The 14,177-nt window shown below is 43.2% G+C and carries 14 protein-coding genes; 13 read left to right on the forward strand and 1 reads right to left on the reverse strand.

The window, feature by feature from the left end; all coding sequences use genetic code 11:
* Positions 1 to 3: 3 nt before the first annotated feature.
* Positions 4 to 912, forward strand: coding sequence for a rhodanese-like domain-containing protein (locus PG418_RS01725; protein ID WP_008369706.1), 909 nt, complete (start codon positions 4 to 6; stop codon positions 910 to 912).
* 115 nt (positions 913 to 1,027) lie between these two features.
* Here the strand turns inward: PG418_RS01725 and PG418_RS01730 are convergent, their stop codons facing one another.
* On the reverse strand, positions 1,028 to 3,325 hold the full coding sequence (locus PG418_RS01730; protein WP_270223419.1) for a rhodanese-like domain-containing protein: 2,298 nt from the start codon (positions 3,323 to 3,325) through the stop codon (positions 1,028 to 1,030).
* A 191-nt stretch (positions 3,326 to 3,516) separates the two neighbouring features.
* Between PG418_RS01730 and rfbA the strand changes: the two genes are divergently transcribed.
* From rfbA to PG418_RS01790, 12 genes are all read left to right on the forward strand, one after another.
* Positions 3,517 to 4,413 carry a glucose-1-phosphate thymidylyltransferase RfbA gene (gene rfbA / locus PG418_RS01735; protein WP_055247871.1) on the forward strand — a complete coding sequence of 299 codons (897 nt, stop codon included), beginning with the start codon at positions 3,517 to 3,519 and terminating at the stop codon, positions 4,411 to 4,413.
* Positions 4,414 to 4,429: 16 nt separating this feature from the next.
* Entirely contained in the window at positions 4,430 to 5,428 is a 999-nt protein-coding gene (gene rfbB / locus PG418_RS01740; RefSeq protein ID WP_498836967.1) for a dTDP-glucose 4,6-dehydratase, read from the forward strand.
* Positions 5,422 to 6,345, forward strand: coding sequence for a dTDP-4-dehydrorhamnose reductase (gene rfbD / locus PG418_RS01745; RefSeq protein WP_498836968.1), 924 nt, complete (start codon positions 5,422 to 5,424; stop codon positions 6,343 to 6,345). Before rfbB ends, rfbD begins: the two co-directional genes overlap by 7 nt.
* Positions 6,346 to 6,352: 7 nt before the next feature.
* Positions 6,353 to 6,898: a dTDP-4-dehydrorhamnose 3,5-epimerase gene (gene rfbC, locus PG418_RS01750; protein WP_055247873.1), complete on the forward strand. Its 546-nt coding sequence runs from the start codon at positions 6,353 to 6,355 to the stop codon at positions 6,896 to 6,898.
* A gap of 1 nt (position 6,899) precedes the next feature.
* Positions 6,900 to 7,922: an aminoglycoside phosphotransferase family protein gene (locus tag PG418_RS01755; protein ID WP_055247779.1), complete on the forward strand. Its 1,023-nt coding sequence runs from the start codon at positions 6,900 to 6,902 to the stop codon at positions 7,920 to 7,922.
* Between the two features lie 104 nt (positions 7,923 to 8,026).
* Positions 8,027 to 8,575, forward strand: a complete 549-nt coding sequence (spoVT, locus tag PG418_RS01760) for a stage V sporulation protein T (protein WP_022220492.1) — start codon at positions 8,027 to 8,029, stop codon at positions 8,573 to 8,575.
* A gap of 52 nt (positions 8,576 to 8,627) precedes the next feature.
* A complete protein-coding gene (locus tag PG418_RS01765; protein ID WP_008369690.1) occupies positions 8,628 to 8,999 on the forward strand; it encodes a TIGR04086 family membrane protein in 372 nt (123 codons plus the stop codon).
* Positions 9,000 to 9,160: 161 nt separating this feature from the next.
* The gene (locus tag PG418_RS01770) at positions 9,161 to 10,786 is read left to right on the forward strand and encodes a histidine kinase N-terminal 7TM domain-containing protein (RefSeq protein ID WP_498836969.1); all 1,626 of its coding nucleotides are present in this window, start codon (positions 9,161 to 9,163) and stop codon (positions 10,784 to 10,786) included.
* Complete coding sequence (locus tag PG418_RS01775) at positions 10,779 to 11,723, forward strand: sensor histidine kinase (RefSeq protein WP_498836970.1); 945 nt, start codon at positions 10,779 to 10,781, stop codon at positions 11,721 to 11,723. The genes PG418_RS01770 and PG418_RS01775 overlap by 8 nt, the downstream gene beginning before the upstream one ends.
* 14 nt (positions 11,724 to 11,737) lie before the next feature.
* The gene (locus tag PG418_RS01780) at positions 11,738 to 12,379 is read left to right on the forward strand and encodes a response regulator (protein WP_055247786.1); all 642 of its coding nucleotides are present in this window, start codon (positions 11,738 to 11,740) and stop codon (positions 12,377 to 12,379) included.
* Positions 12,380 to 12,572: 193 nt separating this feature from the next.
* Complete coding sequence (locus PG418_RS01785) at positions 12,573 to 12,956, forward strand: hypothetical protein (protein ID WP_008369677.1); 384 nt, start codon at positions 12,573 to 12,575, stop codon at positions 12,954 to 12,956.
* A 152-nt stretch (positions 12,957 to 13,108) separates the two neighbouring features.
* On the forward strand, positions 13,109 to 14,110 hold the full coding sequence (locus tag PG418_RS01790; protein WP_498836971.1) for a hypothetical protein: 1,002 nt from the start codon (positions 13,109 to 13,111) through the stop codon (positions 14,108 to 14,110).
* The last annotated feature ends 67 nt before the right edge of the window (positions 14,111 to 14,177 follow it).

Genomic DNA, 14,177 nt, shown 5'->3' on the forward strand with positions numbered 1-14,177 from the left:
ATTATGAAAAGAACAGCATTATTTCTTGCAGGAATTCTTGCGATTTCATCACTTTCAGGATGTGGTGCAAAGAATTCGGCATCAGACAGCAGTGAACCATTTGAAGGAAAGTATGTAGTAACCGCCGATTATGTGAAAGAAAATCTGGACGATATCATCATAGTGGATGCAAGAGGTGAAGATGAGGCGAAAAAAGGTACTGTAAAAGGTGCAGTGGCAACGACATGGCAGTATCTGGCAACCTGTGAAGACGGGGAAGCGGGAGATGCAAACTGGGGATGTATCCTTGATACAAAGCGCCTGAGCGAAAGATTAGGAGAGCTTGGGCTGGCAAAAGATAAGGAAATCGTGCTTTTTTCAAATGCGGAGAAAGGCTGGGGAGAAGATGGCAGGATTGCATGGGAGCTGATCGCGGCAGGCTATGAGGATGTGAAAATCGTAGATGGCGGGATCAAAGCACTGAAAGCAGCAGGAGTTGAGACTGTCAAAGGAGCAGCAGAGCCGAAACCGGTATCGGTAGAAATTGATTCGATTGATGAAACGCATGTGATCAATACGGATGAGCTGAAAGAGATTTATGACGACTGTAAAATTGTGGATACCCGTACAGATAAAGAATATAATGGAAAGACAATGTATGGGGAGGCAAATGGGGGACATCTTCCAGGGGCAATCCAGATCCGTTATACGGATTTGTTTAACAGTGACAGTACATTAAAGAGTAATGAAGATCTGACCAAGATGTTTGAAGATGCAGGACTTTCAAAAGAGGATCATATTATTACTTACTGTACCGGAGGAATCCGTTCAGCTTATATGCAGCTTGTAATGGAAATGTGTGGCTTTGAAAATTCAGAGAACTATGACGAATCTTTTTACAGATGGTGTGTGGAAGGAGATCTGGAGAAATAAAAGAGAAGCAGATCAACGAGATCTGAACATCGTATGAATATGAATGAATTTGAAAAAGCGGGACGTTGGCAATTTAGTCAACGTCCCGCTTTTGTAACCTTTTTGGGAATAATTATTATTTTACAATTTTTTTCTTACCGAATGCAATGATTGCGCCAAGAGCAGCGAGCATTGCAACTGCGAGAGCAGCGATAGGAGCGGTATCTCCTGTCTTTGTTGTAGCAGCAGTAGTGGTTTTACCGTTATTCAGGTTTTTATTGTTATCTTTGCCATTGTTGTCTTTCTTTGTATCAGGATCAGCGACAGGATCTGTTACAAAATGCTTCTGGATCACTTCACTTTTTGCACCGTTTTCGATGGTGAATACGTTGGTGATTCCGGCTTCTTTGAGAAGCTGAGTTGCTTTTGCAGCACCTCTTGCACCACTGTTGCAAAGAACGTAAATTGTTTTTCCTTCAAAATCTGCTTTGTGAGCAGTTACATATTCTGTAAATGCTTTTGCGAGATCATCCGGAAGTTTGTTATCTTTGTCAAAAAGTGGAAGGGAAAGAGATCCCTTTAAGTGTCCTTTTGTGTAAGAAGCTGTAGAACGTACATCAAGAATCAGGTAGTTCTTTGTATCTGCCATTTTATTGATTACATGAGTGTCAGAAACATAGATTGCAGCAGCTTTTACATCAGCATCTTTTGCACCACCAGTGATAGTATGCACTTTTGCAAGATCATATCCGGCAGCTTTTAATAAAGCAGTAGCTGCTCTTGCACCACTTGCACCACTGTTGCAGAGAAGATAGAGTTCTTTTTTCTCAAGAGTGGCTTTGTTGTCTGTTACATATTTTGTGAAATCTTTGGAAAGCTGGTCATCTGTAGTTTTGGCAACTCCGTTTGCATTGAATACAGGTGTTGACATAGAGCCTTTTAAGTGTCCACTTCCATAGTTACCTGTCGCACGGACGTCAAGGATTACTACGTCGTCTTTTCCGACAGCAGCAACAGCTGTTTTTCCGTCTACGGCATTTCCGTCTGTTCCAGACATTGCATACAGAAGTTCCAGGCCTTTTGCACCGTTTGTTATGGTGTATACTTTTCCATCTTCCTTAGTGCTTATGTTATAGCCAAGTTCTCCAAGAAGTTTGGTTGCTTTCTGAGCCCCTCTTGCACCACTGTTGCAGATGATGTAGATTGGTTTGTCTTCTGTTATTATGGAAGGAATTTTTTCTTTGAAAGCGTTTTCAAGTGCTTCAGCTTCAGCTGTGTCAAGTTTGTTGTTATCATCAAACAGAGACTGAGAAATAGATCCCTTCAAAGTACCTGTCTTTGTCTGTGCGTTTGAAGAACGTACATCAATAATGTATGCACTTCCGTCTTTTGCAGCGGCAATAGCATCAGTTCCGCTTACGAATTTGTAGCCGTCTACAGTTACAAAAGCACTTTGTACTGTTTTATCGCCTGCACCACCGGTAATGGTGTAGATTGTGTTCTTGTCAACACCGTTGTCTGCAAGTAATGCAGTGGCGGCTCTTGCACCTCTTTGGCCGCTGTTACAGAGGACGTATACTTTTTTGCCTGAGAAGGTGGTAGAAAGGTTAGCCTGCACATATTCAGCAAAGGTTTTTGCATATGGATCTTGGTTGGTTTCTGCTACAACCTGTTTTCCTTCTTCATTCAGATAGAAAACAGGAAGAGAAAGAGAGTTTTTCAAATGACCGTTTGCAAAGTTCTCTTTTGTACGTACATCTACGATAACCACGTCATTTGAATCAACAGCAGCTACGGCTTCAGCACCGGTTACAGCGTTGCTTGTTCCAAGGAATGCGTAACGAACTTCAAGACCTGTTGCTCCGCCTGTAATGGTATGAATACGACTGGTATCATATCCAGCACGTCGTAATAAAACAGCAGCAGCACGAGCCCCTCTTGCACCACTGTTGCAAAGAAGGTAAAGCTCTTTGTTCTGGAAATTTGCGTTATTAGTTACAGTTTCTGTGAAAGCTTTTGCAGTAGCATCTTCAGAAGTTTGGATGATACTGCCATCCTCATTAAATACAGGTGTTGAGAAAGAACCCTCTAAGTGAGAAATATCATAGTTTGCAGAAGAACGAACGTCTAAAACAGCAACGGTATTTTTATCGGCTGAAATAGCATCTGGGCCGCTTACATTTGCACCAAAAGTATATGCTTTATATGCAGTTTCGAAATCTGTGATAGCATCAGATTCATCAGCTGGAACTGCTTCGTCTTCAGAAACTTCTTCCTGAGTAGTTTCTTCTGGATTCTCTTGATCTTCAGAAACAGTAGTCTGTGCATCGCTTTCTGTAACGGTATCAACACTTGAATCAGTTGCAAAAGCTGTCAGAGAGCCGTTCGCAAGTAATGCGAAAGACAGAAATACTGGTAATAATTTTCTTTTCATTTTTCCTCCTTACTCTCAAAATTAGGTTACGATTACATTGTAACAGTTTTCACAAAAATTTCATAATTGTTTTAATCTATATATAAAAATAAAATAGATAAAATCTATAGGTATAATTGAGAGATTTTATTAAACTAACTGCTGTTTCGTGGTAGAATAAAAAGATAAAAATGAAAAACGGGGATATGAAAATGAAAGGAATTATTTTGGCAGGCGGATCAGGAACCCGGCTCTATCCACTTACGATGGTGACATCCAAGCAGCTTTTACCTGTGTATGACAAGCCGATGATCTACTATCCGTTGTCAGTTCTTATGAGTGCAGGAATTCGGGAGATCATGATCATCAGTACACCACAGGATACACCAAGATTTGAAGAACTTTTCGGGGACGGGCATCAGTTCGGCATCGAATTAACCTATGCGGTGCAGGAAAGACCGGAAGGTCTTGCGCAGGCGTTCATAATAGGAAAAGAATTTATTGGCAATGATGCGGCGGCAATGATCCTGGGGGATAATTTGTTTGCCGGGCATGGGCTTAAGAAACGTCTTTTAGAAGCGGTAAAAGCAGCGGAGAGAGGAGACGGTGCAACCATATTTGGATATTATGTGGATGATCCGGAACGGTTTGGTATCGTGGAATTTGATGAAAAGGGCAAGGCGGTTTCCATTGAGGAAAAACCCGAACATCCGAAAAGTAATTACTGTGTGACAGGTCTGTATTTTTATGATAACCGGGTGAGCGATTATGCAGGACAGTTAAAGCCAAGCAGACGCGGGGAGCTGGAGATCACGGATCTTAACCGGATCTATCTGGAACAGGGAAGACTTCGGGTAGAGCTTCTGGGTCAGGGCTTTACCTGGCTGGATGCGGGCACCCATGAGAGTCTGACAGATGCGACCAATTTTGTGAAGACGGTAGAGACTCATCAGCACCGGAAAATTGGATGTCTGGAAGAAATTGCCTATATGAATGGCTGGATTTCCAGAAACGCACTGCTGGAAGTCTGTGAAAAATACAGACAGAATCAGTATGGACAATATTTGCATGACGTAGCAGAAGGAAAGTTCAGAGAGAATCTATTTTAGACAGGGGAGAGAGTTTATGAAAATCATTGTTACCGGCGGCGCCGGATTTATTGGCAGCAACTTTATTTATTATATGATGGAAAAGCATTCGGAGGATCAAATCATCTGTCTGGATGCACTGACTTATGCAGGGCATATGTCAACCCTGGAAGTAGCAATGAAAAATCCAGCGTTCCGTTTTGTGAAAGCATCTGTGACGGATCGGGTGACTGTATACCGGCTGTTTGAGGAAGAACACCCGGATATAGTAGTTAACTTTGCAGCGGAAAGTCATGTGGACCGGTCGATTGAAAATCCGGAAGTCTTTCTGGATACCAATATAAAGGGAACGGCAGTGTTGATGGATGCGTGCCGGAAATATGGAATCTGGCGTTATCATCAGGTTTCTACGGATGAGGTGTATGGGGATCTTCCGCTTGAACGGCCGGATCTATTTTTTACAGAAGAGACGCCGATCCATACGAGCAGTCCGTACAGTGCATCCAAGGCAGCGGCAGATCTTCTGGTACAGTCCTATCACAGAACGTATGGACTTCCGGTTACAATCAGCCGTTGTTCCAACAACTATGGACCATATCATCTGCCGGAAAAGCTGATTCCGCTGATGATCGTCGAAGCGCTTCATGATCGGCCGCTTCCGGTCTATGGTGATGGGAAAAATGTTCGTGACTGGCTTTATGTAAAGGATCACTGCCGGGCGATCGATCTGATCCTGCGTCACGGAAAAGAAGTGGAAATTTACAATGTCGGCGGGCATAACGAGATGAAGAATATTGATATTGTGAAGCTGATCTGCAGGGAGCTTGGAAAGCCGGAAGAGCTGATTACTTATGTGGAGGATCGGAAAGGGCATGACAGAAGATATGCAATCGATCCGTCAAAGATCCACAGAGAGCTTGGCTGGCTTCCGGAAACTTCTTTTGCAGAAGGAATTAAGAAAACAATCAACTGGTATCTGAATCATCAGGAGTGGTGGAGACCGATCGTAGAAAAGGAAATGAAAATAAAATGCTAAAGTTTTTGGTGACGGGTGCTGCCGGGCAGCTTGGAAAGGATGTTGTACGTGAACTGGAAAACCGGGGATATGAAGTGACGGGAAGCGGCAGCAAAAAGAGAAAAACAGCAGGTCGTTATGTGAAGATGGATATCACAGACAGAAACGAAGTCGAGGCAGTAATGAAAAAGCTCAGACCGGATATTGTGATCCACTGTGCGGCGTGGACGGCGGTGGATGCGGCAGAAGAGCCGGAAAACTATGAAAAAGTATGGGAAATTAATGGAAAGGGCACAGAAAATCTTGCATCCGCCTGCCAGAAAATTCATGCTAAAATGGTTTATATCAGTACAGACTATGTGTTTGGTGGACAGGGGAGCAGACCGTGGGAACCGGATTGTGAGGAGTTTTCGCCGCTGAACCGATACGGTGAAACGAAATTACAGGGTGAACAGGTAGTGAAAGCAGAACTGAAAGAGTATTTTATTGTGCGGATCGCTTGGGTATTCGGGAAAAACGGGAATAATTTCGTGAAGACCATGCTGGAGCAGGGGAAAAGACGGAAAGAACTTCGAGTGGTGTGTGATCAGATTGGAACGCCGACTTACACAGCAGATCTTGCAAAATTTCTTGCAAATCTGTCGATGACAAAGCGATATGGGATCTATCATGTGACTAATGAAGGAGAATATGTCAGCTGGTATGATTTTGCAAAAGAAATCTTCGCACAGGCTGTGAAACTTGGTGAAAAAGAATATGCAGATGTAAAAGTGATTCCGGTTACGACAGCAGAATACGGAATTTCAAAAGCAGCAAGACCGTTTAACAGCAGACTTGACAGAAAAAGGATCTGTGAAGAAGGATTTCAGCCACTGCCGGTCTGGAAGAATGCGCTGGAGAGATATTTGCAGGAAGTTCTTGCAGAGAGAAAAGGATAAAAGGAAAATGGGACAGATAAAAGTAGAAAAAAATGCAGGTGGAATCGAAGGACTCTGCGTGATCGAACCGTCGGTGCATGGTGATCAGCGTGGATATTTTATGGAAACTTATAATCAGAAGGATATGGAGGAAGCCGGACTTACGATGAAGTTCGTACAGGATAATCAGTCCGGTTCTGGAAAAGCAGTGTTGAGAGGACTTCATTTTCAGAAGAGATATCCGCAGGGAAAGCTAGTCCGGGTGATCCGGGGAACCGTATTTGATGTGGCGGTGGATATCCGGAAAGGAAGTGCCACCTATGGAAAATGGTATGGAATTGAACTGTCGGAAGAGAATAAAAAGCAGTTTTACATTCCGGAAGGATTTGCGCATGGATTTTTGGTGCTGAGCGACCAGGCAGAATTCTGCTACAAATGTACGGATTTTTATCATTCGGATGATGAGGGCGGGATTGCCTGGAACGATCCGACGATCAACGTTGCATGGCCAGAGCTTGATGTGCCATACAGAATGAGTGAAAAAGATAAAAAGTGGGGAAGGCTGGGAGAATAAGATGGAAAGAATTCAGGGATTAAAAGAATATGTACAGACAGAACATTATCTGGAAGGAATCGGGATCGGGAAAGAAGAGCAGAAGGAAATTCAGATTGCCTATCAGCCACTGGCACAGGGCGAATATAATATCAACTACTGGTTCGTACACCCACTGACCGGAAAGAAACTGGTGCTTCGTGTCAATACAGGAAGCCAGATGCATCTGGAAAATCAGATTGAATACGAATATCATGCATTGGAGCTTCTGGCGGATTCAGGACGGACGCCAGTGCCGATTTTTGTAGATGGAAGTAAGAAGGAACTGCCGTATGGTGTGATGGTTATGGAGTTTCTGGAAGGGAGTGCACTGGATTATCGGAAGAATCTGATGGAAGCGGCAGAATGTCTTGCGGATATCCACAGTGTTCCGGTAAAAGAAACGGATGGACTGATATCGTCATCGAATCCACTGCAGGCGATTCTGGATGAATGTAATCAGATGGTGCAGACATACTACAAGTCTGATCTGGGAGAAGAAAAGAAAAAAGTACAGATCCGGCGTCTTCTGGAGCTGGGACAGGAGAAGATCAATGAGATCCGGGATTATAGTGGATACAGATGCTGTATTAACACAGAGCTGAATTCAGGAAATTTCCTGATGAATGGCGCAGGAAAAGACAATTATCTGGTTGACTGGGAAAAGCCGCTTTATGGTGATCCGGTTCAGGATCTGGGGCATTTCCTTGCACCAACGACAACTTTCTGGAAAACAGATGTGATTCTGACAGAAGAAGAGATGGCTGATTTTACAAGAAAATATATCCAGGCGGTAAATGGCAGATTTGATGTGAGTGGAATCGAAGAACGTCTGAACATTTTTATTCCGATCACGTGTCTCAGGGGAATTACATGGTGTGCAATGGCGTGGGTAGAATATCAGGAGCCGGGAAGACTGATCCGCAACGAAGAAACATTTAAAAAGATGGAAGACTATTTAAAACGGGATTTTCTGGATATGATCGAAGAAAGATATTATAAATAAAGATTTCAGGGATACGGAGTAATAAAATTCTGCGTATTTCCACATACTACCCATATCGAATAAAATATGGAAAATATGTGGAACACAGGAGGAATAGAATCAATATGAAAGCTACAGGAATTGTCCGCCGGATCGATGATCTTGGCAGAATTGTCGTTCCGAAGGAAATCAGGCGCACGCTACGTATCCGTGAGGGTGATGCACTTGAAATTTTCACCGACCGGGAAGGAGAAATCATTCTCAAAAAATACTCACCGCTTGGGGAAATGGGAAATTTTGCAGACCAATATGCGGAAAGTCTGGCACAGACGCTTGGATATCTGGTGTGTATCACAGATACAGATCAGGTGATCGCAGCAGCAGGACCGGGGAAGAAAGAATTTCAGGAACAGCTGATCACAAGACAGCTTGCGGAAGTGATCGCAAGAAGGGAGCAGTTTCTGGCATCCTCTATGGATCGGAAGTTCACGGTCATCGTGTCGGGACAGAATGCAGAACTGAAATGGCAGGTGGTAAGTCCGATCATCTGCGCCGGAGATGCGATCGGTTCTGTTGTGATCCTGGCAAAGGACGGCAGGAAAAAACCCGGTGAGTTGGAACAGAAGATGATACTCTGCGCAGCAGGATTTCTGGGACGACAGATGGAACAGTAAAGGAATATTTCATAAGAATCTCTCATAGTATAAAAGGACAGGAGGGGTTCTTATGGAAAAAAAGCTGTTTGGAAATATCTGTTTTACAAGACTTGTGAAAGCACTGATGCTTTCTTACTTTCTTACGATGCTGATGCTGCTCGGACTGTCCTTTGGACTGTATAAGTTTGACTTAAGTGAGAAAACAGTCCGGATCGGGATCCTTGCGGTTTACATAATTTCCACATTTGCCGGTGGATTTGCCATGGGAAAAATGGGGAAGACAAGGAAATTCCTGAGGGGATTTATGCTTGGAATGCTCTATTTTCTGCTACTGCTTGCAATTTCAGCAGGGATCTACCGGAGCGTGCAGGGTGGAATGCAGATGATGATTGCCTGGATCCTCTGTGGAGCAGGCGGAATGCTCGGTGGTATGGTGTCCTGAAGGGGCGGAGATGTAATTTTTGCGTTGACGGTATCAAGGGATATGGGCGATACTTTTATTTTTTAATCCGGAGGAAGCAGTTGCGCCAAAAGGAAGCTTATACTATACTATAGGTGATAAAAATGCCCGGAGGTGATGAGCCGGGTAAGAGGGAGGAACTCGTGAAAAGGAACACCAGACAGCTTTATTTGATGTTTTTTGTTTTTGCGATAATCATAGCAGCATATTCCTGCCGGCTGCTGGCATGGTTTGATATAGGAGGGAACTATCCAAGCTATGTGCGTGCCGCATTGTATTTATTATTATTTGTCTTGTGGGGGTATTCTCTGGATCAGCGGATTATTCAGAAACCGGTGCTGCACTGTCTTCGCTTGATGGATGTTCTGATGCTTATCTGGTTGACTTTGCGTACTTTGAAATATGAGGTGGTTACAGATCTGACCGTGGCACGTTATTTGTGGTATCTTTATTACCTGCCGATTCTTTTTATTCCGCTGCTTGGTGCATATACTGCAATTTTTCTGGGAAAATCCGAAGATTATCAGCTTTCCAGAAAAAGCTGGTTGTTATCGCTGATTCCGACAGCATTGTTTCTGGCTGTTATCACAAATGATTTCCACCAGCAAGTATTTTCGTTTGCGAGCGGAATTCCGGGGGTGCCGGATAACAAGGTCTTTTTCCATCGTCCGCTTTATTTTGTGAGTGTTGGATGGACGATAGGCTGTGTATTTTTTTCAGTATTTCAGCTGCTGAAAAAAACAAGGCTTCCAAGTATTGGAAAGCGGAGAATGATGCCTTTTGTTTTGAGCTGCGTGATGCTCTTGTATGGAGCACTTTATCTTTTGGGATTTCAGGTCATCCGTGATGTTTTTGGAGATATGAATGTAATGTTTTGTCTCTTTTATGCTGCAATATACGAAAGCTGTATCCATTGCCGTATGATACAGTCAAACACAGGGTATGTCGAGTTATATGAGGCGACAACGCTTGCCTCCTGCATTGCAGATCAAAATGGGCGGATTTTGCTTCGTTCCCGCACAGCAGGAGAGGATATGGTATGTCCAAAAGATGGGGAGAGTATCGTTTATCCGGATGGAATGCGCATCTCTTCGGCACCGATTAAAGATGGTTTTGTCATCTGGGGAGATAACTTGCAGCACCTTACCAAGCTTCGCAAGCAGCTTGATGAGAATAAAAGAAAAAGAGAGAGTAACAAAAAGAAATTAAAGGATGCTTATCTTGTGCAGAAGGAGCTATACGAACTAACGGAAAAGAACCGTATTTATGATGAACTGGAAGAAAAACACAAAACCCAGACGAGGAGGATAAAGGAACTTCTTGAACAGTGTAAGAATGCAAAGCCTGAGGTAATGCAGGCGTGTATGAAAGAGATTCTGTTGCTCGGTACTTATATCAAGCGAAGTGCGAATCTGTATTTTCTTTCTCAGGAATACGAAAAGCTTCCACAGCAGGAACTCAGGCTGACGATCGATGAACTGGTACGTGCAATGAATTCCTGCAAAATTGAATGTGGTGCGGTCTATTTAACCACAAAACCGATAGCATCAAAAGAGGTTGTGCGTTTGTTCGAACTGCTAAAAACGGTAACGGAAATGACGATAAATGAGCTGCATTCGCTGTTTATTTCTGTGTCCGATCAGGAGATGAATCTGTCTGTAGAATGCGCGGCTGATTTGTCCCCAATTATCTCTTCTGAGGTAACGGCCGACAGGGAGGATGGATTGTGGCTGATACGTACAGCAATAGGAGGAGAGGATAATGCGTAGGTTGAGGCGCTTTGGGTTTAATCTTATCAAGGAAGGATTTGACCAGCTTCCTACGGCGATCTGCTTTTTTGACAGCAGAGGAAGTATTGTTCTTTGCAACAGGCAGATGTATCGTCTGAGTCATTATTTATTTGAAAGTGATATGCAGTATCTCGGTGAAGTTGAGCGGGCACTTGCGAGCCCCCCGGAAGGAATTCGGCAGCTTTCGAATATGGAGGGTACCTATCGTTTTCCGGATAATACCATATGGCAGTTTGAGAAAACAGAAGTAACGGATCGATATGGAGAAACCTATATCCAGCTTACAGCTGCGGATGTTACGGAATTGTGCCATGTGCTCGGATTGCTTTTTGTGGAAAATAAGAAGCTTGCCGAGGATGAAGAACATCTGCAAAGGTTATCTGAAAATGTGGAGAAGATTGCCCGGGAGAAAGAACTTTTGACGGCAAAATCTGCTATGCATGATAATCTTGCAGCCAGTATTATTGTAATAAAGCAGTATCTTTCCGGAGATTTCGGCGGGATCGATGTGGAAACAGTTCTGCGGGAATGGGAGAAGAATATTGTTTTTCGGGAGGTCGAACATTTATCAGAAAAAGAGAAATTGTTTGCCAGTGCAAGAAGCAGTGGTGTCCTTGTGCAGATAGAAGGAAAGGAACCACCGGGAAAAGCAGCAGAGATGATGTATGCTGCTATGCAGGTATGTCTGAATAATGCCCTTCAATATGCGAGAGCGACAGAACTGGAGGCAAATGTTTTTGAAAATGAAACCAGCTATACCGTGATGATCTATAACAACGGACAGCCTCCGGAAAGAGAAATCCGGGAAGGTGGAGGACTTACCAATCTGCGTCACCGGATTGAAACGGAAGGCGGAAGGATGCTCGTACAGAGTTTTCCGGAGTTTGCTCTGGTAATAGAAATTCCTAAGATTTAACACGTTAGGGAGGAATGAAAGTGAAAAAAATACTAATTGTTGAAGATCAGATGCTTGCCCGTAAGTATTTGTGCTCTTGCATAGAAAAAAGCACAGAATGTGAAATGGCATCTGCCCTGACCCGGGCAGATGCAGCATTGCAGAGATGTGGTGAGGGGCATATTGACCTGGTGGTGATGGATATTTGTACAGAAAATGATTCGGATGGATTAGATGCGGCTGAAGCAATCAAAAAATACTATCCACGGATCAAGATCGTAATGGTGACCTCCATGTTAGAAGGACGATTTCTGGATCGTGCAAGGAAAATAGGAGCGGACAGCTTCTGGTATAAGGATTCTCCTTCCGGTGATCTTATTAGCGTGATCGAAGGGACACTTGCAGGTAAAAATTTCTGGCCGGACAAGGTGCCGGCTGTGCAGCTTGGAAAAGCACTTTCCTGTGACCTTTCCGATCAGGAAATGGAAACCTTACGTTTGTTGTGTGAAGGGAAGACGAATGCCGAGATTGCGGCTAAGCTTCATGTGGCAGAATCATCGGTTCGTACCTATATCAACCGGATGTTAGAGAAAACAGGATACACAAACCGCAATCGCCTGATGGTTGCGGCGGTAAGCAAACGCCTGGTCGTACCGAGCAGTCAGCTCGACGTATAAGAAGAAAATAAAATAGGATTTAGATGTGAAAATTGCTCTGCTTTTTATTAGGTAGAGCGATTTTTTTGTGTAAAATGCTTATTTGTCCACATTTATGAGGACAGACAGAGCTATTTTTCTCTGTTAGACTAAAGAAAAAAAGAAATGTAGCAGACACATCGGATATATCGCTGAAAGAAAGGAGGATGGTTCGATGCGAAAAATAGTGGTTGATATGCAGAATTTTCTGTTTGCGGATTCCGTAGCGACTGCCTTCAAAAAATCGGATTATGAGATTGATGTAGTCCGTACGGAGTCTCCAAAAGATACGGTTGAACTTTGTAAGCTTTATAAACCGTTTGTTCTTATCATGGAGGTGACGGGCTATACTCCGTGGAAGCTTTGTGAAAGAATGAAGCTTCGGGATGAAGTAAAGAGGGTGTGTCCTGACTGTAAAATTGCTTTCATCGTGGATTCCAATACAGAAAAGCAGGCGGCAAAAGACATTCGGGATGCGAAGAAAAACGGTCTTATCGACCAGTTCTTCTATGGATCCATGACTGCTGAATATCTGATGGATCAGATTTATGCGATGTAAGGAAATGGAAGAACCACCGAGAAGAAACTGCGTATATATCCGACTGAAATAAAGAAGAAAAGAGAGGTGAAAAAAGGGACGGTGATTTGGCAAGTCGCTGGGGAAAAAAAGAGCCATACAAAAAAGAAAAACAAAGAAAAAGGAGTTTGATTATGAGAAAGAGAATTACATCTTTATTATTATCTATGGTTATGATAAGTGGTCTACTGTTTACTGCAGTGCCGGTGCATGCTTCCGAAGAAGGGGTGGAACCGGATACGTGTGAACATGAGTTTTCATTAGCAGAAGCTTCGGGGGATGCAGTAATGACTCCGGGTACTTGTGTTAATGAAGCAGTGTTCTATTATACTTGTGAAAAATGCGGAGCGATTGAAAGTGATGGAAATCATACCTTCAAAGGAGAAAAAAATCCTGAAAAGCATAATCCGTCCGATGTCTGGGAAAGTGATTATTCCGGACACTGGCATGAATGTAAGGACTGCAAAGAAAAACTGGATTTTGCTGTACATATTCCGGATCATGAAGGACACGCTACGGAAGATTATGCAATTACCTGTAAGGTATGTGGATGGGTAATGGAAGAACAAATAAAACAGATCCATATGGAATTTCCATACAAACTTGTTGTGAAAAAGACCGGCGAAGCTGATCCGACAAAAGAAACATTTAAGTTTGTGATCGAAGAGTTCGGAGCACCGGTAGATTATAAGATTATTTCCGATGCTATCGAAACAAACGGCGAAAAAACCTATAATGGCACTTTTGCTTTTACGATCAACAGTAACCTGCTTGGAAATATTTCAGAAGGCTTTGTGTTACGTCAGATTAAAGGAAATGCCAGCGGATGGACTTATGATGAGACAAGCTATTATGTAGTACCATATATCAATGAGAACGGTGTAGAGGATTGGGCATTTTATAAGCTTGATAAAGATGGATATATTAATGAGGAGGATGAAGTACGGGAAGCTGTTTTCACGAACAGTTATAATGCGAAGAAAGCAGTAGCTCCGGTACAGAAGAAGGCTCCGGACGATAAAATGAAATCTCCTAAGACCGGTAACGACAGCCTGATGGTTATCTGGACTACAATGATTCTTGCAGCTGCTCTTGCTTTTATAGGATTAACAACCGTTTCCCACAGAAGAAAATAGACATACCTAAGAAAGCGGCTTTCTGATCAGGAAAGCCCTTTCTCCAAAACGGCAAATAGATGCTTGC

The organism is Bariatricus sp. TF06-38A (genome assembly GCF_027690675.1).
In the GTDB taxonomy this organism is placed as follows: domain Bacteria; phylum Bacillota; class Clostridia; order Lachnospirales; family Lachnospiraceae; genus Allocoprococcus; species Allocoprococcus comes.

Coding starts and splice junctions, on each gene's coding strand:
- PG418_RS01725 (WP_008369706.1), top strand. CDS start 4: ATGAAAAGAACAGCATTATTTCTTGCAGGAATTCTTGCGATTTCATCA.
- PG418_RS01730 (WP_270223419.1), bottom strand. CDS start 3,325: ATGAAAAGAAAATTATTACCAGTATTTCTGTCTTTCGCATTACTTGCG.
- rfbA (WP_055247871.1), top strand. CDS start 3,517: ATGAAAGGAATTATTTTGGCAGGCGGATCAGGAACCCGGCTCTATCCA.
- rfbB (WP_498836967.1), top strand. CDS start 4,430: ATGAAAATCATTGTTACCGGCGGCGCCGGATTTATTGGCAGCAACTTT.
- rfbD (WP_498836968.1), top strand. CDS start 5,422: ATGCTAAAGTTTTTGGTGACGGGTGCTGCCGGGCAGCTTGGAAAGGAT.
- rfbC (WP_055247873.1), top strand. CDS start 6,353: ATGGGACAGATAAAAGTAGAAAAAAATGCAGGTGGAATCGAAGGACTC.
- PG418_RS01755 (WP_055247779.1), top strand. CDS start 6,900: ATGGAAAGAATTCAGGGATTAAAAGAATATGTACAGACAGAACATTAT.
- spoVT (WP_022220492.1), top strand. CDS start 8,027: ATGAAAGCTACAGGAATTGTCCGCCGGATCGATGATCTTGGCAGAATT.
- PG418_RS01765 (WP_008369690.1), top strand. CDS start 8,628: ATGGAAAAAAAGCTGTTTGGAAATATCTGTTTTACAAGACTTGTGAAA.
- PG418_RS01775 (WP_498836970.1), top strand. CDS start 10,779: ATGCGTAGGTTGAGGCGCTTTGGGTTTAATCTTATCAAGGAAGGATTT.
- PG418_RS01780 (WP_055247786.1), top strand. CDS start 11,738: ATGAAAGTGAAAAAAATACTAATTGTTGAAGATCAGATGCTTGCCCGT.
- PG418_RS01785 (WP_008369677.1), top strand. CDS start 12,573: ATGCGAAAAATAGTGGTTGATATGCAGAATTTTCTGTTTGCGGATTCC.
- PG418_RS01790 (WP_498836971.1), top strand. CDS start 13,109: ATGAGAAAGAGAATTACATCTTTATTATTATCTATGGTTATGATAAGT.